This window comes from Grimontia sp. AD028 (assembly GCF_000973155.1).
Taxonomy (GTDB): domain Bacteria; phylum Pseudomonadota; class Gammaproteobacteria; order Enterobacterales; family Vibrionaceae; genus Enterovibrio; species Enterovibrio indicus.
In genome coordinates, this window is sequence record NZ_LASY01000016.1 from 46,441 (window position 1) to 68,015 (window position 21,575).

At 49.2% G+C, this 21,575-nt stretch carries 15 protein-coding genes and 1 pseudogene; all 16 read right to left on the reverse strand.

Annotated elements, in window-relative coordinates; translation table 11 throughout:
• Nucleotides 1–54: 54 nt before the first annotated feature.
• On the reverse strand, nt 55–3,600 hold the full coding sequence (gene tssM / locus RN22_RS03755) for a type VI secretion system membrane subunit TssM (RefSeq protein ID WP_046303140.1): 3,546 nt from the start codon (nt 3,598–3,600) through the stop codon (nt 55–57).
• 21 nt (nt 3,601–3,621) lie between these two features.
• Nucleotides 3,622–5,022: a type VI secretion system protein TssA gene (gene tssA, locus RN22_RS03760; RefSeq protein WP_046303141.1), complete on the reverse strand. Its 1,401-nt coding sequence runs from the start codon at nt 5,020–5,022 to the stop codon at nt 3,622–3,624.
• An 11-nt stretch (nt 5,023–5,033) separates the two neighbouring features.
• Nucleotides 5,034–5,714 carry a type VI secretion system-associated protein VasI gene (gene vasI, locus RN22_RS03765; RefSeq protein ID WP_046303142.1) on the reverse strand — a complete coding sequence of 227 codons (681 nt, stop codon included), beginning with the start codon at nt 5,712–5,714 and terminating at the stop codon, nt 5,034–5,036.
• A gap of 1 nt (nt 5,715) precedes the next feature.
• Nucleotides 5,716–7,266: a sigma-54-dependent Fis family transcriptional regulator gene (locus RN22_RS03770; RefSeq protein WP_002538794.1), complete on the reverse strand. Its 1,551-nt coding sequence runs from the start codon at nt 7,264–7,266 to the stop codon at nt 5,716–5,718.
• Nucleotides 7,267–7,269: 3 nt separating this feature from the next.
• Nucleotides 7,270–9,885 carry a type VI secretion system ATPase TssH gene (gene tssH, locus RN22_RS03775; protein ID WP_046303143.1) on the reverse strand — a complete coding sequence of 872 codons (2,616 nt, stop codon included), beginning with the start codon at nt 9,883–9,885 and terminating at the stop codon, nt 7,270–7,272.
• 11 nt (nt 9,886–9,896) lie between these two features.
• On the reverse strand, nt 9,897–10,688 hold the full coding sequence (gene icmH / locus RN22_RS03780) for a type IVB secretion system protein IcmH/DotU (RefSeq protein WP_002538789.1): 792 nt from the start codon (nt 10,686–10,688) through the stop codon (nt 9,897–9,899).
• Between the two features lie 3 nt (nt 10,689–10,691).
• On the reverse strand, nt 10,692–12,026 hold the full coding sequence (tssK, locus tag RN22_RS03785) for a type VI secretion system baseplate subunit TssK (RefSeq protein WP_046303144.1): 1,335 nt from the start codon (nt 12,024–12,026) through the stop codon (nt 10,692–10,694).
• Between the two features lie 2 nt (nt 12,027–12,028).
• Nucleotides 12,029–12,502 (reverse strand): type VI secretion system lipoprotein TssJ, encoded by a 474-nt coding sequence (gene tssJ, locus RN22_RS03790; protein WP_002538787.1) that lies wholly within the window; start codon nt 12,500–12,502, stop codon nt 12,029–12,031.
• A 4-nt stretch (nt 12,503–12,506) separates the two neighbouring features.
• On the reverse strand, nt 12,507–13,958 hold the full coding sequence (gene tagH / locus RN22_RS03795) for a type VI secretion system-associated FHA domain protein TagH (RefSeq protein ID WP_046303145.1): 1,452 nt from the start codon (nt 13,956–13,958) through the stop codon (nt 12,507–12,509).
• A gap of 8 nt (nt 13,959–13,966) precedes the next feature.
• Nucleotides 13,967–15,010: a type VI secretion system baseplate subunit TssG gene (gene tssG / locus RN22_RS03800; protein ID WP_046303146.1), complete on the reverse strand. Its 1,044-nt coding sequence runs from the start codon at nt 15,008–15,010 to the stop codon at nt 13,967–13,969.
• Complete coding sequence (gene tssF, locus RN22_RS03805; RefSeq protein ID WP_046303147.1) at nt 14,974–16,740, reverse strand: type VI secretion system baseplate subunit TssF; 1,767 nt, start codon at nt 16,738–16,740, stop codon at nt 14,974–14,976. The genes tssG and tssF overlap by 37 nt, the downstream gene beginning before the upstream one ends.
• Nucleotides 16,741–17,178: a type VI secretion system baseplate subunit TssE gene (gene tssE, locus RN22_RS03810; protein ID WP_046303148.1), complete on the reverse strand. Its 438-nt coding sequence runs from the start codon at nt 17,176–17,178 to the stop codon at nt 16,741–16,743.
• 3 nt (nt 17,179–17,181) lie between these two features.
• Complete coding sequence (tssC, locus tag RN22_RS03815; RefSeq protein ID WP_002538781.1) at nt 17,182–18,654, reverse strand: type VI secretion system contractile sheath large subunit; 1,473 nt, start codon at nt 18,652–18,654, stop codon at nt 17,182–17,184.
• A 29-nt stretch (nt 18,655–18,683) separates the two neighbouring features.
• Complete coding sequence (tssB, locus tag RN22_RS03820) at nt 18,684–19,196, reverse strand: type VI secretion system contractile sheath small subunit (RefSeq protein ID WP_002538780.1); 513 nt, start codon at nt 19,194–19,196, stop codon at nt 18,684–18,686.
• A gap of 795 nt (nt 19,197–19,991) precedes the next feature.
• A pseudogene (locus RN22_RS03825) lies at nt 19,992–20,275 on the reverse strand (type VI secretion system PAAR protein).
• 330 nt (nt 20,276–20,605) lie between these two features.
• Nucleotides 20,606–21,382, reverse strand: a complete 777-nt coding sequence (locus RN22_RS03830; RefSeq protein ID WP_046303149.1) for a phospholipase A — start codon at nt 21,380–21,382, stop codon at nt 20,606–20,608.
• Nucleotides 21,383–21,575 lie beyond the last annotated feature (193 nt).

Consider the following 21,575-nt stretch of genomic DNA (forward strand, 5'->3'; position numbering starts at 1 on the left):
TATATTCAAGCCACCGAAAGTCAGTTGACCTTTGGTGGCTTGGTTTTATTGTCGTTAATATAAGGTTCGCGACAGGTTGAATCCTCTGAATATCGACGCAGTAAACGGATTGCTGTCTGCCTCAGAGTGCAGACGGTACATCACGTTTCCACCGTCAATGTTAAAGCGATAATCAACACTGGTAGAGCTTGAACCCACAACCTCGGCCTGTTCCAGCAAGCGGAAAAACGCCCAAGGTCCTCGAATACTGATCCCTCTTGGCGAAGCATTCGCTGCCACAGGAACCAGAGTGATTTTGCTGACCGCAGCTTCACGAAGTGTATTTGGCCATACCAACCCTACGTTTTTGCGTGGTCCGTGACTGTATTCAACATACTGGCCATCAATGTTGATAACAGAACGTCTTTTGTTCGCGCTCAGCTCAATCGGCTCAAGCGTGAACTCAACATCCAGCACACCCTTGCGATTGAAGAATGCACCTTGAATCGCTCTTGCACGATCAATCTGATTCAGCACATCCTGGCGGATAAGGGTTTTGTCCCCTTCTTCTGAAGTAAACTCGCCCGTGTCTTCAAGGAACATTCGTAGGTTGCTTTCGTAGAAGTTATTCAGGATGCCATTAGGTGCAAAGAAAGCTTCGAAGTCTTCCAGCGCCACATCTTTAGAAGAACGCACGTTAAACGGGTAACGCGAAGCGAGTTTGCTTTGGAACGGATTGAATACATCTGCCGCCCAACGAACTTCCAGATAACGAATCGCTTCCTGACGAATCACATACCAGCTCTCATCTGCCAGTTTTTTCAGCATGATGTCGTAAGGTTGTGGCATACCAGATGCAATGCGTTGAAGCACATAAATAGGGTCAGAGTTATTCAGCGATAGACGCGCTTTAGTCGCGTCCAAAGCGGCTTTACCGACATCCGGAGCATCGTTGATTGACTTCATGTACGCAGTCAGTTGGGTGACCGCATCCATCACTTCATCGAGGTAAATCGGTTTACCCGGTTCGGTTTCCGAAAGTCCATTCAATGAAGAGAATTGGTTATCAACCATCGCTGCGACACGATAGCGTGGAGACTTAATCAACTCTTCTTTTGCTGCGTCGCCTTCAGGCAAGGCCGGGAACAAGTCAGTGTTATCCGTGACTTCTTCAAGTAAGCGATGCAGAGGTTGGTTGTTGCCTGTAATGCTTTCAAGCACAAGCACAGCGTTGTAGATATCCGGGAAAGATTTCACGTCGATATCGTTGGTCGCACGACGCCAGGTATCAGAGTAATCCGCCACATACAGGCTGCGGATCTTATCTCTCAATACGCGCTTATCTTCATCAGAGAAATCTATCGATTCAACCTGCCCCAGTACCCAACTATCTACAAGCGCCAGTTCAGAGACAGAATCTGATTCAGGAATGAAGTAAGTTTCGAAACCTTTTTTGGTCAGGATCCGTGGGATATCAAGATTGTTCGCTTCCGAAACACGCTCAGTAAAGACCACATCAAACACAGGACCGATAGAGGTCGCCAAATTGATTGGAGAGCCTAAAATCGCCGTCGATGCCTGCTTGAGATTACGGTAAACACGTTGTTCGATTGGCATACGGCTCAGTTCGCGCTGGGCGTTGTAAATGAGTCCATCGTATGGCGCCAATACCCGCTCTGCGTCTTCCTGTCCATCAACACGATCACCCACGAGGTCAGTATGCTCCATCGCGTAGTCCAAGTGCTGCATGAGGCGTTCTTGGGTTTCACGGTCGCCTTCGTACTGTTCTTGCCACTTACTGGCAAAGTAATTCTGCACCATGTTCTGATAACGGCCATCGTTGTCCGTCATCATGCGGAAAACACGCAACGAACCCAGTTTGTTTTCGTCATCGTCTGCACCAACAACATCGGCAGCTGCCACTTTCATCAAAGCTGGCAAGTAACGATTTTCAAGCAGGCTGAGATACGTGCTTTCGACTTGTGGCCCAATGACATGGCCTTGGTACAAACCTAAATCTGAAATGAATTTCGGTTTTTCACGGAAAAAACCAAACTCCAGTGTTGCCTGACGAATCGTATCCAACGGCGCGAGGATATCGACGCCATTATCGATAATCGCCTCAGACGCATAGTTGTTCTCGTATTCATTAACCTTGGCTAATACTGCATCCGCCTGTTTAACGTTTTTTAGGTAGTACTTGTGCCAGGAACCGATCAGTAGAAGTGACGCGATACCACAGGCAACGGCCGACAACATAATCACGCGGCGCTTGGTTTTCGCGACACGGAAGTTATCCGACGCCAAGCCTGCTTCTGGATAAATCACATTATTAAACAGGTTCTGAGTAAAGTAAGTGGTCGAGTTTGCGGCGTTTTGCGCCGTATTTACCGCATGGGAAATACCGTAGCGACGTGAGGCAGAATCGATAAACGCATTGGTCGGCACCCCTTGCTGATACACGGAGGTGAAATACACCCCACGCACCAATGCCGAAGTTGAAAACTGGTCACTACCAAATGCATCTTGCAGGAACTGCTTTAACACATCATGTAGACCTGCCATTTGACGGCTAAAGCTGTACATAGCAGTGCGATCTTCACCATCGAAACACTGCATCAGGGCTGTCGGCAGCATCTTGTTGACGCGTTCGACAAACTGCCCGAAGTCTTTATCAAATTCATTCAGCCAGCTATCGAGATCGTCCACTGAATCCAACGTGAAAGTGAAGCCCATGACTTCTTCACGCTCCGCTTTGGAGTAGTTACGGAAGAAGGGTTCAAAGCCGTGAAGCAGGTCGAGCTTAGTCAGCGATACATAAACAGGCAGACGGGTAGAAAGGGTTTCCATTAGCTCACGCAGGCGAGCACGGATCAGATTTGCATGTGCGCGGCGCTCAGTCATCGTTGCAGTGGCAAGCTTAGCCACATCCAGCGCAATCACTACACCGTTTAACGGGCGGCGGCTTCGCGTTTTTTCAAGCCATCTGACGAAGTGGATCCAGAGACGGCGCTCCATCTCCCCTTCACCATCGCTGCTGGTTGCACGTTGGGTTAGTAGCTCACCATCAGGGTCGATAAGTACTGAGTCATCACCAATCCACCAGTCGAAGGAAAACGGATTTTCACTTTTCTTGCCCGATGCACGCATGACCGATGAGAAAACAAAGTTCTGGCCTGAACGGTTAATGAGGCTTGTTTTACCTGCATTCTCTGGCCCCAAAACCAAATACCAAGGTAAAGCATACAGGTAGTTTCGCTTGTTCAGACTCTTTTGCAGTGCAGTCATCACCTGATTGAGTTCAGCTTCCTGACGCTCTTCATAGCGTTGAATCGGATCTTCCTGAAGCTGACGTTCACGCGCCTGATCCGCATGGTAGCCTTTGAGTTTTCGCCATTGCAAAAAGCCCCAAGCCGCCAGCCAGAAAAGGGAGAAAATTACACTGGTAATAAGGCGCGCTGTAACAGGCTCCAGCGGGTGGCTCTCGTCAATTTTAAGCCACGGACCCGCCCACCATATCGCGACATTGATCAAGACGAAAATGGCCACCAGCAATATAGGTAACGCCGATTTCATGGCGGGTAGCATTTTCAGAAGAAGCGATTTTAACTTGCTGAACATTTCTTTCGATCCCTGCTTAAATTATGACTTCGCAATGTTTTCTAAACGTTGAATCAATGCGGGTTCCCAATCGGTGAGCGAGGTATGGTTGGCCTGCTCTAAAAGTTGGTGGTAGTGCTGATCTGCCATGGCAGAAAGGTTGTGACGCTTCATGACATCTGCTGAGAGCATGCGCCAATAAAACTGGTCTCTGGGTTCTTTGGATGTTGATAGGCCATCATTGAGCATGGCTAACGCCACCGACAGGCCGCCTTCATCTGCTAGGGTGAATGCTTCTTTGCGCTTTCCATCCCAATCAGAGGTGGTTGCTGAGCCCGTACTTGTGGTGTCACCTTCATCAAGCCAACGACGTGTTTCTTCGCCGACATAAGGCATGCCGCCTTTGAAGCTAAGTTCAGCCACTGCAGGCACACGCTTCACAAAACTACGGACTTCCGAAGCGATGGTATCTGCCCACTCTGTGTTGCCGAGTTTGAGCGCGATGCGATAACTGAGAAAATGACCGTCAATCCAGTAAGGAGCAACAGTGAGGCTTTGCTCTACCTTGCGCCAAAGCGCGTGATCTGCACCTCGGCTAAGTTGATCTTCATACTCCGAAATGCGGTCTGCCGAGACAGGCATAAGCTGTGTTTCACCGTTCGCTTCTGAATCCGGCGCAGAGGTAATAGAGAACCACACGGCAAAGCGACGAAGACGGAGTGCCAATGCAATGCCGCCATCCAACTCGGAGACAAATTCAGCCACTTTCAGCAGCGTTTGTTTGACTGCACGGTCAGAGCTACCATCTATCTCCAGTTTCGGAGAAGGTGCACTGGCTGACGAGGACGCCGTTTCAGAGGGTGCCGATGAAGGTGCCTGTTGAACTTGCGGCTCTGGGGTTGCCAGTTTTCTTTTCAGCAAGGAAGCGATATCTAACACACCTTCTGTCGGCAGATCTTTTTCTTCTGCTGCCGTTTCAAGTTCTTTCAGCGCTTTCTCCACGTCTTCTTTCTGATCGACATCGAACATGGAGAAGTCGAGCTTCTCAGCCGCTTTCTCAGTACGCTGAACAATCTGGGAGAAGAACTTACGACGCGGCAATACACCGCGAGGGCCGGGAGCGGGATAACACGTCTCCCAGTAAGCAGTGATGAAATCCGCCAGGATAAACACCGATAGAGTGAAACGCTCCGGTGAAGACTGATACTGCAAACACTGCAGAAGATGAGTCAGCAGTTTGAGGTCTTTGGTTTGCGTCTCAATCAGCTTCATCGCGCTTTGTTCAGCTTCCCCCCACTGCACTTCTGCGTGAGAAAGTGAGCCGACTTTCATCATTTGGGTTTCGACAAAGTCCAACAGTGCATCATCAAGCAGACGTTCACCGACCGGATTTTCTCCGGCAATCGGCTTAGCGACTCTTTCTCGGTAGGTTTGCATATCCATGATTTGCTCCCCTACCAACGACATGTCTGGCGCATAGGTTTAATGCTCTCGCGCAAGTCGGCAGTATCAAACGTCAGGTTACCGATCGCTTCCAAATCAGAGCGAAGTACCGCGCGTTGGCCGGACATCAATGCCTTCATCACATCAATAGCTGGAATACCCCGACCCGCACGCATGATGTTGCCAGTGTCATCGCTCAACCAACGCTGAGTGACACTGTAACCTGAAGAGGCCATTACTTCCGCTTTACCCTCAGATGTTGCGGTTGGCAGTATCAACTCAACCCTGCTGATATTGTCGATACAGCTGAACATCAGAATAGGCATCTCATTCTTTTTCTGGTTTCTGTCAGGCAGTGCAGTCGCTGTCATCCAAATACCAGATTTAGGTTCAGCCCGGTTGGCATAGCGAAGCGCAAAACCCGTTTCATCTTCATTTCGCTCAGATTCGCTCTGTTTTGCGCGTTCCCATGCTTCCGGTTTTTGCACAATGACAGTAGCTTCTGGCTGACCAGAAACAGGCGTTTTGAACACCTCATCAAAACACGCCAATCGGTCGAGCCTAGCGGAAACGTTCACACACTCTGAGGCGCTTTGAATCAATGCCTTGTTGTCAGTCTCGTTTGCCAGCGTGTTTGCGCTTGAAAGCGCCAGTCCCGCCATTAAACACAAAGAGATTGGTCGGTACGTCATATCAGTCAATCTCCATTTTCAGGCATTTATGCGCGAGAGTACGTTTGGGTAAGCCAAGGCTTTCCGCTGCTTTTGAGCGATCGCCACCGTAACTGGACAGACGATAGCGAATCACGCTGCTTTCGAAGTTCTGAACAGCAGCCTTGAGGTTATTGATGTCGTCAATATCCACACCGATATAACTCTCAGAATTCACATCATCAGAATTCGCAGCGACTGGGCTGGTTTGCTGCAACACACGACCGCTAAAGCTCGAAGGTGTAATTTCTTCACCATTCGCCGTCAGCGCACAGGCGTATTCAATAAGGTTTCTCAATTCACGTACGTTCCCAGGGAAGCTATGTCGGTTCAGTAAATCCAACGCGGCATAGCGAATACCTGCAATGTGCACGCCCGCCTGCTTGTTGTATTCAGCAATGAAGTGTTTACAAAGCTCTGGAACGTCTTCTTTGCGGATATTCAACTCCGGCATGAAGACCGGGAATTGATTCAGACGGTAGTAAAGGTCTCGACGGAAACTGCCCTCTTCGGCCTTTTCTTCCATCGCCACATGTGTCGCCGCTACCAAGCGGAAATCTGCATTCACTTCACTGGAAGCACCCACTGGACGATAGGTGCGGGTTTCGAGAACACGCAGCAGTTTGGCTTGCAGTGCCAATGGCATGTCACCGATTTCATCAAGGAACAATGTGCCGCCCTGCGCATCGGCAATCAGCCCTTGTTTAGCGCGATCAGCGCCAGAGAATGCACCTTTCGCATGACCAAACAACTCACTTTCCAAAAGGTTTTCAGGAATCGCAGCGCAATTGATGGCGATAAACGGCTTTCCTTTGCGGTCTGAAAGTTCATGCACCGCGCGGGCTACCAGTTCTTTACCTGTTCCTGTGTCGCCACAAATCAGCACGTTTAACGAAGATTGCGCCACAGTAACGACTTTCTCGCGCATTTCCTGCATCAGTCGGCTTTCGCCAATCAATACGTTTTTCAGCTCATAGGCTTGTTCGCGCTTCTGCTCATCGTTGCGAATACGCTTGATGGATGAACTCAGCGCTGAAATTTGGCGATGCTCTTCACCCAAATCCTGAATAATCTGGCTTTGGTTAATAAAGATCTCGCAAATGCTTTGCCACTGAGGATCAGCCAGCAAACTGCTCAGTTGATGAGAAGAACCTGTGATAGTCAGAATCGCTTTGGTTTTTCTTGCGCCCGGCGGAAGCGGCATCACCAAGACACTTTCACCGCGCTTGCGATGATTCATGAGCTCAACGAAAACCGCATTTTCTTGCCAGTAATTTAACTTGGTTGGGTCCAACAGCATGGCTGATGAGGATTGGAAAACATGCGCAAACGGATGGCTGAAATCGTCCACTTCCCAGTCAAAATGTTGGCCATTACCCTTGGCGCACAGCTTTCTGCCCTGCTGGCAAGGGAGCATGACCCACACGTTGCTGATCTGCAGGTTTGATTTCAACGCATCAACAAAGGTGTCCGCGAGCGTTTGCTGATCACGGATACCAGAAAGTGTTGCTGCCAGTGAAAGCCAATCTGCCATTGCTTATTCCACCTCGCTGACAAACTCGCCGTCTTCTGCGGTGAGATAAACGCGCTGCACAGGCTCTCTAGCGGCAAGCTTATTGAGCAAAGCCAAAGATACTGGCGGCAGCAATTGACCTTCGATGATCGCTTCAAGCATGCGGGCGCCATTTTCTGAGCGCGTCGCTCGGCGTTGAATTTCTCCCACCAGTGCATCATCAATTTCGGTTTCCGCGTCATAACGCTGGGCAAACACTTTCACTAAGCGGCTTAGCTTGCCTTTGATAATGGCATTGAGTGTATCGCCGCTAAGTGGCAAATAAGGCACAATTTCCATCCGCGCCAGCAGCGCTGGTTTGAAGAAAGCGGCCAGCTCTGGGTACAGCATCTCTTCCAGCAGTTGCGGTTGTTCTGCGTAATCAACGATGGTCTGATAACCCAGATTCGAAGTGAGGAAAAACACCACATTCTGGCAATCAATCACACGGCCTTCGCCGTCCGCCAGTTCACCTTTATCAAACGCTTGATAAAAGAGGTTCAACACTTCCGGGTGCGCCTTTTCTACTTCATCAAGCAGCACGATGGAGTAAGGCATTTTTCGGATAGCTTCCGTCAGGATGCCGCCTTCTCCATAGCCTACATACCCCGGAGGCGAGCCAATCAGACGTGAAACGGTATGCTTCTCCTGATATTCAGACATATTAATGGTGGTCAGGAATTGCTTGCCGCCATAGAGTAGCTCGGCAAGTTGCACCACAGTTTCGGTTTTACCAACACCACTTGGCCCAGCCAGCAAGAAGGCCCCTTTCGGACGTCCGGGACGACGCAGGTCAGCACGTGCAGTCAATAAGTGACGGTGAATCACTTCCAGTGCGACATCTTGTCCTTTGATTTCATTACCCAGCAGTTCTGGAAGGTGAGTAATACGGCTTAATTCATCAGTGTTCATCTGATCACCAGGAACGCCCGTCCAATCACCAATCACTTCGGCAATCTGCTGCGCATCCACATGTGGGTGAACCAAACGCTCAGTGTGTGGAATGGCGTCAAGCTCAGCATAAAAACCGCGTAATTCATTGCGAATAGCTTCGCGATCCTCGTCGCTCAGTGGCTCTTCATCTTCTGATGGCACCGCAAGAATCTGCTGACGCTTTTCAATCACATCAGCAACCAGATCTTTCTGAACACGCCATGCTTCACGCAAAGCTCCCTGCTCTTCGAGATCTTTTGCTTCGTCAGCTTCGAGTGATGCAAGCAGCGCTTCGTCAACGTCATAGCCGAGCTCAGCCTGACGGTTCAACATATCAATTTGGCGTTGACGCTGAATGGTGCGAGTTTCCAGCTCTGCCAGACGACGCGGTGGTGAACTTAGGTTAATCGCGATTCGTGCACATGCAGTGTCGAGCACGTCGATGGCTTTGTCCGGCAATTGACGGCCAGAGACGTAACGCTCAGAAAGCTCCGCTGCTGCCACCAGCGCGTCATCACTGATCAGCACTTGGTGAGATTTTTCGTAAACGCCATGCAGACCGCGCATGATATCGACGGCTTGCTCGACATTCGGCTCGTCCAGCTTCACCAGTTGGAAGCGACGGCTCAATGCTGGGTCTTTTTCAAAGTACTTTTTGTATTCTTTCCATGTAGTTGCCGCGACGGTGCGTAGCTCACCACGGGCCAGAGCTGGCTTCAACAGGTTCGCCGCGTCACCGCCACCTTCCTGTGCACCTGCACCAATCATGGTGTGGGCTTCGTCGATGAAAAGAATGATAGGAACCGGAGAGGTTTTTACCTCATCAATGATGGCTTTCAGGCGTTTTTCGAACTCACCTTTTACAGAAGCACCCGCCTGCAGCAAACCTAAGTCCAGAGACATCAGATCAATGCCTTTCAGCGAGTCCGGCACATTGCCATCAACGATGCGCTGAGCGAGGCCTTCTACAACGGCACTTTTACCGACACCGGCATCACCAACGACAATCGGGTTGTTTTTACGGCGACGACATAGAATGTCGATCATCAGATTAATTTCGTCATCACGGCAAAGCACAGGGTCAAGTTCACCTTGCTTAGCCATTGCCGAGAAGTTGGTACAGAATCTCGCCAGTGCGGTTTCAGCTTCAGCAGGTACCGCTTGTTTTCCTTTGGAAGAATCAGATTTGACTGCTGTTTCAGCGGAATCTTCTGTCAGTCGCGCGAAGTGCTTCTTCATCGTTTCACGATTGACGCTTTCAAGCTGACGGATAAGGTTCAACGGCAAGTAACGGTCCGGGCGGATAAGTGCCGCGAGGAAAATAACACCCGAGCGGATTTCCGAATGACCCAGATCAGTTGATCCCAGAAGCCATGCATCCTGAAGAAGTTCAACCAACAGCGGAGAAAACGACGGCGTATTTTCCGGCACGTTTTCGCGGCTCAGTGCATCGCCAGTCAGTTGACGAATGTGCGTGTGGTCCACTTCCGCGCTTTTCAGCAATACGCGTACGTCGCATAACGGGTTATCCAACAAAGTGAAAAGCAGATGCTCTACTGTCACTTCCGGATTTTGTCGCTCAATACTCAGCGCGCCCGCTTGCTCCAGCGCCAGTTTGGTCTGCTGGTTAAGTTTGCCAATTAACGTATGTAGTTCTATTCGGATCACGGGTTCACCTGTTACTGAAGAAGTTGATTAAGCTGTTCAAGCACGCTGGATGTTTTATTGCTGAGTGCGATGGAGTACCCCGTAAACACCACTGCAAGCAAAGTGATAAAGCCTGCGAAGATCGTCCACACCGGTACCTGCTTACTCAGGCGGTATTTGGTAGAAACCACGTTGTTCGCGGCACTTGTCAGCGAGACTTGTTCGTTGTCATCCAGTTGACGCAACAGTTGGTGAAGCTTGGTGATCACCTTTTCATATTCTTCGCGTCCTTTTTCCATCACCTTGTAACGTCCTTCAAACCCAAGCGTCAGGCAAAGAAAGATGAATTCCAGCAGCGACTTGTAGCGCTCTGGCTCACTCTCCAGGCGGGACAGAATCGTAAAGACTTTTTCGCCGCCCCAGGTTTCGTTATGAAAGCGGGTCAACAGCGAATGTTCGGCCCATACACTGTCTGCGCCCCAAGGCGTGCTCATGATGGCTTCATCGACAAAGGAGCAAAGCACATAGCGGTAAGCCAAGATCACTGCGTGGTCATAACCTTTTTCGGTGAGTTCCACTTCAATGGCTTTCACTTCTTCCACAGCCTGTTTGTAGATGGTTTCCACGTTGTGGCATTCGGAGAGTTTTCTCACTCGAAGGGCCATCCCCAGCAGTGGTGTCGCTGCATCAATCAGTGGATTGATGTTGTCGCCTCGAAGCTTGAACCAATAATCCTGATCCGCGTCGATATTGGTCGCTTCATCAAACAGGAGGTGGTCGTAATGGCGCTCTTTATCCGGCGCATCGATATACATTTCTGCCATGGCTTAGCTCCTTATTGCCCAGAATTGCAGGTCGAGATCCGGGAAGTTACCGGCGACGTGGAAGGCGAAACCGCTGGCATTGGCCAACATCGCCCAGGCAGCGCTGGTTTTATCCAGCTGGTAATAGGTGTACCCCGCGTGGTAAGGCAACTGACGTGGCGCAACCGGCAACGGAGAAACCGGAATACCTGGCAATTGCAGTGAGATGAGTTCGCGGATTTTTTCCACGGAAGCCACTTTGGTTTGCTGTACAAACAGCTTGCGAAGTTCTTCCATTGGCATGCGAGCGCGTACTGCCAGAATGAAGTCGGCATCGCGGACCAGTGAAGGATCCTGAAGCGGTGCCACCATAAGGCCGTACTTGCGTTGATGAAGTTGAATAGAGACTGCACGCGGCTCCAGCACAATGCTGAGAGACTGACGAAGTCTGGTCATCACCGGCTTGAATGAAGAAACCGGCATGTCGTGCTGATAACTACCAAATTCCGGTGCCATGCGGCTTTCATCGGTGAAGGTTGCCAGCTCACCACACATGGAAGACAAAGCTTCATACAACCTTTCTGGGTGGAGGCTACGCAGTCGTGAAAGATGCTGAAGTTGTGGCTGCATGCGGTTCAACGATTGAAGCAACATAAAGTCGGAAACATCTGCCACACCACCTTGGCTTGGCGCGCCAATGCGTTGGGAAATGTTCTTTGCACGTTCACGCATCAGTCCCGCCATTTCGCCAATAAAACGATGAAGCACGGACACTGCACCAACGTTCAAGTGGCAAGGTACGAAGCTGTCATCAAGCAACACGCTGCCGTCAGGACGCTTTTCCAGAATGCGGGCAATCGCGATGGAGGCGTATGCACTGCGGTCTTCTTTTTCCAACATCAAACGCAGGCAAACCGGACTCACATCAATCGGTGCCATGTCGCCTTGGAAGGTGTGAATATCACGCACTTCCTGACAGACAGAAGCGTATCGACCTGAACCTGCGCCTTCCGGCCAGGTCACTTCGGTGATCGAATCACTGCGAAGCGGAATAGCAAGATAGACAATCTGATTCGCCAGTGAACTATCGACCACTTCCAGCGCTTCTGGTTGCATGTCTTCCTGAGGAATGCGGAAGACAGTCCCGTCAGGCATCACGCCTGATGCACTATCAAGCGCAATGCGGCCAAAGCTCAGATACTCTGCATTCAGCGTCATTTCAGTCAGACCATAGAGATAGCGGCTGACAGAGCCTACACGCTCATCCAGCTGATATTCCAAATTACGCTGCTGCTGTTGAAAATGCTGCGGCTTAACAAAAAGCCCTTCGTTCCAGACAACCCGGTTTCTCGCTGACATCTTTACTCCACTTTATCCAGAACGACTTCGGTGCCATCGAAGTACATAAGCAGGTGGTAAACCCGACCAACCGGCAGGACCTTAACGACTTTCTTCCAATCACTGACATCTGGGTCAGAGAAGCGCGCCATCACGGATATGTAGCGCGTGCTTTCATCAATCTGAAAATGGTCGATAAATTTGAATTGCCCCGGAATTAAAGAGAAATCCCGGTGGTCGACGTAATTACTTTTCAGCGCGCCTTCAGCATCGCCTGCCAGTTGGTCAAAGCCGGACGCCAGAAACATGGAGTCGTCTTCCAGCTCAAAGACTTGCACTTCAATCGGTGTCGCATCACCACTGATATTGGGATTGACCTTTTGTGTCGCCACCAAACTGAACGTCACCGTTGTCGGTTGATCTTTTGGCAGCGCGTCATCGCTGCTCGAACAACCGAAAAGCGTGAATAGCAGAAAGCAACCTAGCAGACGTTTCATCGCCTTATACCTCCAGTTGTTTCTCACGAATCTTTCGGTCGTAAGCCTGATCAAAAATTTCCCAGAACAGCTTTTCGAAACCGCGTTGGCGATCGGAAGTCAGCTCTTTGTAATAGTTTTTGTACATGTTCCATGCCCAGGCATCTGCGGATTCTGGTGACACTTCACCAGGACGGCGATAAGCGCTGAATCGACGCATCAGCACTTCCGGCGAAAATGCGCGGAGAATCTGGCCAAGTGCTTCTACGGTTGCGCTTTGTACCGCTTCGTTGTGGTGCTGGATGTTAGTCAGGCTTTCGCTGATCGCAGAAGGGGCAGACAGGTGAACCATACTGCGGTCGCGATCGAACATGGTTTCAACTGTTTCTTCATAAGGCAGACCAAGACGAAGCGGGTTATCTTCAATCGGTTGAAGGTTCTTGTTCATCATGCCAAAGCGGCTTTCTTCGACCTGCTGATGCAGCGCCAAAAGACCACGGATCGCAGATTGCAGTGAAGCGCCCATCTCCTCCGACAGTGCCTGCATTTCAGCCATGTTGCTGCTGTTACCCGCTTGAACGCCAAGACCACGGAAGATAGGACCCGTTACCAAGTGATTGCCGTCTTCCGCAGAGGCCTCACTCCCATATTCGCCCGATGCATAACCACTGAATCCGTTTTCGCCGTATGCATTTTCTGGCTTGTCAGCATTTGCGTAGTCTCGCCCTACTTCTTGTTCCAGGCGTTCAAGGGTTTTGTCATCCATCAGGGCATCCTCATAGGGTAAAGTCCGTTTCAGCGTAATCGCTGAACTCATTTCGTATTCGCTGTCCGCATGCACGGTTTTCTCTGCGCCGTGCCATTCGGTGTCTTTTGCCAGCAGATAGCTTTCTTTCAACTGCTCGGCAGACATTTCCTGGTGTTCACTCAGTGGATCATCACCGGAAGAAATTTGGGGAGTGGCAGCCTCAAGGGCGGCCAAAGGGTCATCAATCACTGCATCATCAGGGTTTTCAACATCGCTATCGTCACGCTCGGCGCCAATCTGCGTCGCGTCTTTTTCTGTCAGAAAGACATTCTCTAATCCATGCTGATTCGCCGAACCGTCTGAGCCCGCGGCACTTAAATGAATGCGGATTTGGTAAGGACCAATCAGCACCATGTCGTTGTCTTTCAAGCGCGCTGATTTGCCTGCGCCGACGGGAATCGTGGCGCCATTCATGTAGCTCGCGCCGCGAACATCAAGCAGACAAAGCTCGCCATCGATTTCAACGATCTCAGCGTGATGCGGGAACACTCGGCCTTCTCTGTCGATCAGGTTCCATTCGTCGGCACCGCTGGAACCAATTGAGCCACCTTCATGGGTAAACACATGCGTGGCTGACAAACCTGCCTCTAGGTGCTGGGTGTTGGTTACCGTGAGTGTTGCCTGCTGCAACTGCGATTCCTGTTCTATCTTGGGATAGTGTTGAGACATATTTCCCTCTACTGCCTGGCCTGAATGCGCACCATGCGCGGTCGGTCCACCTCACCCGTGAAGGATGACCAACCAAGCGATGCCGGGTTTTGCGCAGAAAGACGCATCGGCGGTGCCTGGTCAGGCTTCAAACCAAGTTCCAAATCAAAAGCCATTTGCTCACGCAGCACGAACTCCACCAACGTCAGCAGAGGCATGTATTCCTTGCCAGAGGGGAGAAAGTCGCGAAAGCGCGCTTGCGTGAGTCCATTAATACAGATGACGAATTTTCCGCTTCGGTCAGCGACTTTGTCGCCGATCACGGTATCCATGCCCAACGCCACATTGGCCATTCCCAGACTCATTTTTTGTTCTTGAGGAATATCAACATGACGCAATTCCCATTGGCGGATAGTCACATCTTCCAAATCAAAGCAATGCGCGATGATGCCGCAGACCACCTGCGGAGAACGGCTACGTCCAGCCAACGTGCCGGCGTAAGACAGCATCTTGCACCAGTTAATCGGGGTCTCGCCGCGAAGGTCACTGTCTGCCAAACCGACCAGTGCGAAAAGCTGTGCAGAAAAGGCATCTGAAGCATCTTCACGGAAGCGGATGTAGTAGCGATACTTGCGCCAGATTTGGTAAACCAGCGTGATAATTCGGTGGTTGAAGAAATCCAGAAACGGTTTTCTAAGGCCCGTTTCCTCGCTCTCTGTCAGTATTTCTTCGAGGAAAAAGCCCGGCAGTGGCGATTGCGCTCCACTCATTCCAAGGAATGTGGTTTCAAGGCGATAGCGGTCACCGTTCACTTCTTCAAGCGCAGTGACATCGCTGGCGGCAAAACCTAGACCAGGATGGTTACCAAACAGCAGCTTGCTGGAGGTCGACTTTTCACTTTCCGGATCCAAATCGTTGAGGTGGTGCATAAGCTCCACCAACTGATAGAAGTTATAGGCTCTGACGTTTTTAGGCAGGCCCGATCCCTTGTTATCGCCCCCGCCCTTTTCATGAAAGTCAGGGGCAACAGTTTCCTCTATATCAGAGGTTGCTGTCCGTTCTGAATGCCCCATGTATACCTTTCCTGATTATCAGCATTGATGATCACCAACTCGTGGAAGGAGTTGATGCTGGCGTAAAGTGAGAAGAATCGGCTGAGTACGGTGCCGAAAATGTAAAGCTCGCCCTCAGAGCCAAACGCACTCTGGGTTAAGGTGATTTCTGAACGCAATCCGCGAACCGGAAGTCCACGAATGAGTTTTTCAATGGGTTTGGATTGGATATCGACAATGCCATCCAAACGCTGACGCGATACACGTTCTGCCTGACGGTCAACCAAGGCGCGGAAGTCATAAGCTCGCAAAACGGAAGAGAGCGCATCCTTGGAAAGTAACGACAGATAGTTAAGCGACAAATTGGAAATCAGTGTCCAAAGTAATGTGCCATCAAGCATTGGGCGCATTGGCGCAGTCGGTTCAGTCAGGTTGGTGAACTTTGCATACGCGGGCGAAGAATCCGTCGGAATACTGATATCGCCTTTTCCTAGCTCCAAAGGCAATTGACGGTTTGTGCAGGTCAAGCTCAGTGAGATCGCCTCGCTGAAATCCACACACTCAGTCTCATCGCTTCGGACGAAAGAAATATGGTGATCAAAGCCATCGGTATGAACACTGTCTTTCACACGAACTCGGTAGTAGAGCGCTTTTCTATCGCGCGCACGTTCGATTTCATGCTGAAAGCTTTCAAATGGCGTATAGGTGCGAACCTGACCGCGAATGCGTCCGACATTGTTTTCCTGCCAGCCCTGAACCAAATCCACACTGAATATTTCGTAGTGAGATGCATAACGGCTGGAAGGCGTAATCTTGTATTCAGTGCTTTTCCCGTTGAGATCAATCGGATCTGCATCGTGAGAAAAGAGGTTGATAATTGGCGTGCAGTAGAGCTCGAAGCTTTCATCTTTCACGCGAACATCTGGCGGAAGCGTTTTTGAGAAGCTGAATCTCAGTGTGATTTTACCTTGCGCTTCCTCGGGGACAAACTTGCCAAGATTTGGCACATCGAAAAACAGATAGGCTTCAGGAAACGAGAGATATTCCTGCAAAATGCGGTAACCTTCATAGACATTTTTCGGATACGGCAAGATGGCATCATCACTGTCAAAGCCTACGGCTCTGAAGCAGTTTTTGGGTAAAGTGACAACTTTATCGCCAGTCACCACTTCCACTTTATCGAGGTAATGACTCAACCAGAGATAAAGCATTTCAGCACTGTAGGTTTCACCTCCAAGGAAGAAACGCAGTGAGTTCAACCCCAACTGCCCCGCCATTTGATCGCCGAGAATCGTCAGCTCAACATCAACCAGCGATGCATCTCGGGTATGAACGGTAGAGACTTTGTCGCGACGCAATGGATAAATATCGACATTACGACAGGTTCTGAAATGACAAACAGTGCCAAACACAGGATTGGCATCAAGTTGTGTGCCTTTCTCGATTTGTTGGGCGTACGTCAGCGCTTTTTCGTCTGGTGAGAATTGTGCAATGCTGATGCTGGGGACCGGACGAAGATAGTTCGGCCACAGCATATTGATAATCGAGTGAGTCAGTTCAGGAAATTCGTCTTCGACTTTTTCACGCAACCTTCCCGTCAGAAACGCAAAACCCTCAAGCAAACGCTCGACATCCGGGTCGGTATTTCTGCTGTTCAGAAAGCGGGCAAGCTGAGGGTAGACTTCTGTAAATTCAACGCCCTGCTCACGCAAGAACGCCAGCTCATCCCTGAAAAATCGATTCCGTGACACTTAAACTACTCTGTACTTTCGATTGCTATCCAACAGAAGTTCCATCTGCACATTCCTGTGCAAGGCTCCTGCATTGATTGATGCGGTAACTTGAAACCTGAGATTCAGCGGAGATCCGTTATCTGGCAGTACATGAATTTCCATACTCTTTATCCGCGGTTCATAGGTTTCAATGCATCGTCGAATGGCTCGGCGTATCTGCAAAGCGAGGTCATGTGAACTCAGGGACGCATCGTTGAAATCAACTAACCCAAGCTCCGGTGCACTCAGGGACTCACCCATTCGCGCATTCAGAAGGTTGGTGACATTTCTCTTCAACGACTGCAGAACCTCATCGGTATCTGGTCCCTGAGTGACAGACCGCTTTGGTGCGTCAGCTTCTAACCGTTGGAAGAAGCTGACGCCGTACGCGGAGTCCTCTGCGTCAGGTACAGCCATGGATTACTGATCCAGACGGCCTACCAAAGACAGTTCGAAGTTCGCGCCCATGTATTTGAAGTGAGGACGAACAGCCAGAGAGACCTGGTACCAACCCGGATCGCCTTCCACGTCCATCACTTCCACTTTCGCTGCGCGAAGCGGACGACGGCTGCGGACTTCTGCCGGTGGGTTTTCCTGATCTGCCACATATTGACGAACCCAAGTGTTCAGCTCGCGCTCAAGATCCTGGCGCTCTTTCCAAGAACCGATCTGTTCGCGTTGCAGCACTTTGATGTAATGCGCCAAACGGTTGATGATCATCATGTATGGCAGTTGGGTACCCAGCTTGTAGTTGGTCTCTGCTTCTTTGCCTTCTTTGGTGTTCGGGAACACTTTTGGCTTCTGGATAGAGTTTGCAGAGAAGAAAGCGGCGTTATCGCTGCCTTTGCGCATCGTCAGAGAGATAAAGCCTTCTTCGGCCAGCTCAAATTCTTTGCGGTCAGTGATAAGCACTTCGGTAGGGATTTTTGCTTGAAGCGCACCCAGTGATTCAAACAGGTGAACAGGCAGATCTTCCACTGCACCGCCACTTTGTGGACCAATGATGTTCGGACACCAGCGGTATTTCGCGAAGCTATCGGTCAAACGTGAAGCCAGTGCGAACGCAGTGTTACCCCACAGGTAGCTTTCGTGCGAATCCGATACGTTTTCACGGTAGTTGAAAGACGTGATTGGGTTTTCAACTGGATCGTAAGGAACACGCAACAGGAAGCGTGGCGCAGTCAGACCCAGGTAGCGTGCATCTTCAGACTCGCGCAGTGAACGCCATTTGGTGTAGCGAGGGCTTTCGAAGGTAGCAGACAGATCTTTCAGGTTTGGCAACTCTTCGAATGAGTCGATACCGAAGAACTCCGGCGCCACGGAAGACAGGAATGGCGCATGAGCCATTGCACCTACTGAACCAACATATTGCAGCAGCTTCATGTCTGGTGTGCTTGGAGTGAACGCATAGTTACCAACAATAGCACCTACTGGTTCACCACCAAACTGGCCATAGCCTGCTGAGTAAACGTGCTTGTACAGACCAGATTGCGTAGTCTCAGGAGCAAATTCAAAGTCATCCAGCAGTTCTTGTTTCGTTGCATGGAGCACTTCAATTTTGATGTTTTCGCGAAAATCAGTGCGATCAACCAGCAGCTTCAGGCCACGCCATGAAGATTCCATTTGCTGGACAGGCTCGCTATGGAGGATTTCATCCATCTGAGCACTGATTTTCTTGTCTAGCTCAACCAGCATCTGGTCTACCAGAGCTTTGTTGACTGGTTCTTCCTGCTGGTCTGAACCAATCAGGTTTTCAATGAATGCAGCTACACCTTTTTTGGCAACATCATAGCCTTCTTCGCTAGGTGCCATGCGGGTTTGAGCCATGATGTCGTCGAGCAGACTGCCAGATTCATAGGCAGAACTCTCAAGCGTTTTCTCTTGTACGGACATTAACAAAATCCTTTTCTCTTCTGCGTTGATTACTGTTCGTCAGCCGGTTGCTCTTCAGCACCCACCAGCTCCAGTTCAGCGAGTAACTTCTCGCGGGAATCTTCAGATGCCAGCAGCTCTTGGAGACGGGCGCGGAAAGCAGGGATATTGCCTAGCGGGCCTTTGAGAGCAACCAGTGCTTCGCGAAGCTCAACAAGCTTCTTCAGCTCAGGGACCTGGTTTGCTACTGAATCTGGAGAGAAATCCGCCAAAGACTTGAACGACAGTTCGACAGGAAGATCTTGACCTTCCTCTTCTGTCATTACGTTTGGCACTGAAGTAGTCACCGAAAGGTTGCTCTCTCGCATGACTGAGGTGAAGTTGTTTTTATCGACAGAAACGGCTTCGCGTTCTTCGATTGAGGTGTCTTCTGGGTGACCTTTGAAGTCGCCCAAAACGACCATTTTCAGCGGGAGTTCAATCTCCGCCTGAGCATCGCCGGTTGCTGGAACGTATTTAATGTTAATACGCTCTTTAGGAGCAACACTTCCCTCTTTCGCCATTTTACGCTCTCCTTTCGCTATAGAGACTTTATGGATTAAACATGTTTACGTTTCGACTTTTCACCGCAGAAAAAGCAACACCCAGATAGATGTAAATGCTATTAAGCAGCCAATAACCCCTGAAAAACTTAGAAGCAGGAGAAATTAAAGAAAACGGATCCCAACCGAATTTCTTGCATTAAGAAACGGTTAAGTTAGACATTGCTAATTAATCTATATGTACAGCAAAAAGAACTTTGGAGGGAAAAAGAAGAGAACAAGGAAAGTCTGGTGAAATGCAGAAATAACTATGTCGTCAATGCTTGCGACAATATGCATAACACTCAAACATGATCACTTGTTAAGCTTGTACCACCTTAGAACCTTGCCAACCAACGTTATGTATTTATTAGTATCTTTTTTGAAAGCATCAACTATTCACAACAATGATATATCGATGATCTCTATTGTATTCTTTAACAGCGTCTATATGCATAACCTTCGATCCGGAGACTATACAAGCGCCAAAAATTTATAATTATGATGATTCAATAGTACGACCGTAGACAAGATATAATTTACTAAATTACAGAGATGAAATAATAAAACTAGACTTCAGTCGCGCTTTATTATTTATTGGACACATGACCTATCGAGGGGCATTAAGAAAGTATTAATAATTCAATCTAGTACAAAACCCCTACTTATAAATGTAAGGAAAAATAAATGGAGCTTTAATTACAAAACCAACTATATATAGATTTAACTATAATCTAATTTAGCACTAACCCGCTTGAGAGATATAACTCAAACACTCTAACCAATATTGCCTGCCCCTCCGCCAACAACCACACCAATACAACTCACCGGATCCCCAGTTCTGGCAACGGGTTTACCGTTTGCAAAAACCGTCTGAAAGCCCGCGGCGATACTTCTATCATGAGGGGGCGAATTGGGTTTGTCGTGCGGAGTTAATGCGTCTTCTTGACGCGCAAGCGGAATGCCATCCACTTTTCTATCGGAAGAGCGGCGATAACGTGAGAAGGATGAAAACCATCATGATCTGTCCCAATATTGCCAAGTACTACCGCATTTCCCATTTCACGCTCCTACCCTGATAAATTTGATTCCTCCGTGATACAAAGCAATTAGTAGACCATAAATTACTCGCCAAACATTCAAAGAGTTAGACACCTGCTCTTACCAGTTTGAGCAATAAATTGCTCATTTTTCAGGTAACTAGTTGCCCAACTGGTCATTTATTGCCCTGATTTCATTGTCTAAATCTGACAACGTTTGATGAGTTGCACTAACCCTAAAACATGAGAAAAGCATTAACTTGTCATATGTACATTTTTAATGACGAAAAATTAGCTCACATCCAAAATCTCATACCATTCTGAGCTTTAGGGTCTGATGATCTTTTACACCTAAAAACTGAATGCAACCCCAGCCCCATAAGCACTTTCATCAAAGTTGTAGTTTGAAATAGTCAGACCATACCCAGTTTCTGCCTTCACATAGCCTCTCAAGCCCTGATAGATAGGAAAGTTCCAACTCACACCGTAATACAGATGGTCAAACTCATCTGCAAACAGGTTACTGACCTGCAGTTTAATTTCTTGTAACTCTGTGGGTTGCCAACCCAGCTCCAGTCTCGAATATCCCAGAAAATCTGCGATACCAGGGTTGTACGTTACATTACCTACTCTGATCCAGGGCTTGAAGCTGATGTAGCCCCACTCCCAATCATGTCGCGCATCCACATAGATCCGATTCCAACTAACTTCGTTATCACCGCCAGCCCCGTTGGACTCATGTTCAGCACCCAGGTCGATTTGCCAGTTTTCAATATGGAGTCGATAGAAGAGTTCAGGGTTGTAGTTGCTGTCTCTAAAGTAGGCAGAGCTGTCATATGCTTCCCAGTTTGAGCGTTGGGTATAAGCCAGATAGAGTCCGTCGTCACCAATTTCTATCAATTGATATTTGGCGCTGAACTGAAACTGGATAAAGGTATCTTTTGCATCTGTTCCGTTTGGGTTCAATGGCTCAAATCGCTGCTGGTTAACACGGCGCTCTTTGTAGAAAGGAAGGAAGTAATTGTCTTTATGGGCAGATAGTCCTTCGACAGCTGCTACAGCACTTGAGGGGGAAAACAACAGGCTGCTGATCGAAACACAGCCCAGTGCCAAAGATATAGATCTCATCAATGCTCCCTAGTGTATATCGCACTTCATGCGCTCAATTGACTAATTCGGGAGTATAGACAGAGCTAAACCTTATCAGGTCACCCTTTTAGGGTGTGAATCAGCAATGATTCATTCGCCGCAATCTAGAAAAGGCTTACCTTAATGGTGAATCTGAAGAGCCCAGAATAAAGGTTCGAAGACCTATTAACCT

Coding starts and splice junctions, on each gene's coding strand:
- tagH (WP_046303145.1), bottom strand. CDS start 13,958: ATGTCTCAACACTATCCCAAGATAGAACAGGAATCGCAGTTGCAGCAG.
- tssA (WP_046303141.1), bottom strand. CDS start 5,022: ATGGATATGCAAACCTACCGAGAAAGAGTCGCTAAGCCGATTGCCGGA.
- tssG (WP_046303146.1), bottom strand. CDS start 15,010: ATGGGGCATTCAGAACGGACAGCAACCTCTGATATAGAGGAAACTGTT.
- tssC (WP_002538781.1), bottom strand. CDS start 18,654: ATGTCCGTACAAGAGAAAACGCTTGAGAGTTCTGCCTATGAATCTGGC.
- tssE (WP_046303148.1), bottom strand. CDS start 17,178: ATGGCTGTACCTGACGCAGAGGACTCCGCGTACGGCGTCAGCTTCTTC.
- RN22_RS03830 (WP_046303149.1), bottom strand. CDS start 21,382: ATGAGATCTATATCTTTGGCACTGGGCTGTGTTTCGATCAGCAGCCTG.
- tssK (WP_046303144.1), bottom strand. CDS start 12,026: ATGTCAGCGAGAAACCGGGTTGTCTGGAACGAAGGGCTTTTTGTTAAG.
- tssJ (WP_002538787.1), bottom strand. CDS start 12,502: ATGAAACGTCTGCTAGGTTGCTTTCTGCTATTCACGCTTTTCGGTTGT.
- RN22_RS03770 (WP_002538794.1), bottom strand. CDS start 7,266: ATGGCAGATTGGCTTTCACTGGCAGCAACACTTTCTGGTATCCGTGAT.
- icmH (WP_002538789.1), bottom strand. CDS start 10,688: ATGGCAGAAATGTATATCGATGCGCCGGATAAAGAGCGCCATTACGAC.
- vasI (WP_046303142.1), bottom strand. CDS start 5,714: ATGACGTACCGACCAATCTCTTTGTGTTTAATGGCGGGACTGGCGCTT.
- tssM (WP_046303140.1), bottom strand. CDS start 3,600: ATGTTCAGCAAGTTAAAATCGCTTCTTCTGAAAATGCTACCCGCCATG.
- tssB (WP_002538780.1), bottom strand. CDS start 19,196: ATGGCGAAAGAGGGAAGTGTTGCTCCTAAAGAGCGTATTAACATTAAA.